Origin of the sequence: Pseudomonas sp. NY15374, assembly GCF_048068255.1 — a bacterium.
Taxonomy (GTDB): Bacteria; Pseudomonadota; Gammaproteobacteria; order Pseudomonadales; family Pseudomonadaceae; genus Aquipseudomonas; species Aquipseudomonas machongensis.
Map to the genome: position 1 here is coordinate 1 of NZ_JBLUPZ010000028.1, position 493 is coordinate 493.

Here is a 493-nt window from a genome sequence, read left to right on the forward strand (position 1 = left end):
GCAGTTCAAATCTGCCCAGACCTACCAATATGCGGGGCCATAGCTCAGCTGGGAGAGCGCCTGCCTTGCACGCAGGAGGTCAGCGGTTCGATCCCGCTTGGCTCCACCACTTACGCTGTACCTTGATCAGAACCTAGAAATGAACATTCGTCGATGAATGTTGATTTCTGGCTTTTGTCAGATCGTTCTTTAAAAATTCGGATATGTGATAGAAATAGACTGAATGCCAGTTTCACTGCTGGTAGTTCAGGCTAAGGTAAAATTTGTGAGTTCTCACGAATTTTCGGCGAATGTCGTCTTCACAGTATAACCAGATTGCTTGGGGTTATATGGTCAAGTGAAGAAGCGCATACGGTGGATGCCTTGGCAGTCAGAGGCGATGAAAGACGTGGTAGCCTGCGATAAGCTTTGGGGAGTCGGCAAACAGACTGTGATCCAGAGATCTCTGAATGGGGGAACCCACTCAGCATAAGCTGAGTATCTTGTACTGAAT

At 47.9% G+C, this 493-nt stretch carries 1 tRNA gene and 1 rRNA gene; both read left to right on the forward strand.

From position 1 onward, the window contains the following. The first annotated feature begins 33 nt into the window (after positions 1-33). Positions 34-109, forward strand: a tRNA-Ala gene (locus tag ACNFHO_RS27380). A gap of 222 nt (positions 110-331) precedes the next feature. Continuing rightward, positions 332-493, forward strand: a 23S ribosomal RNA gene (locus ACNFHO_RS27385); the annotation flags it as partial.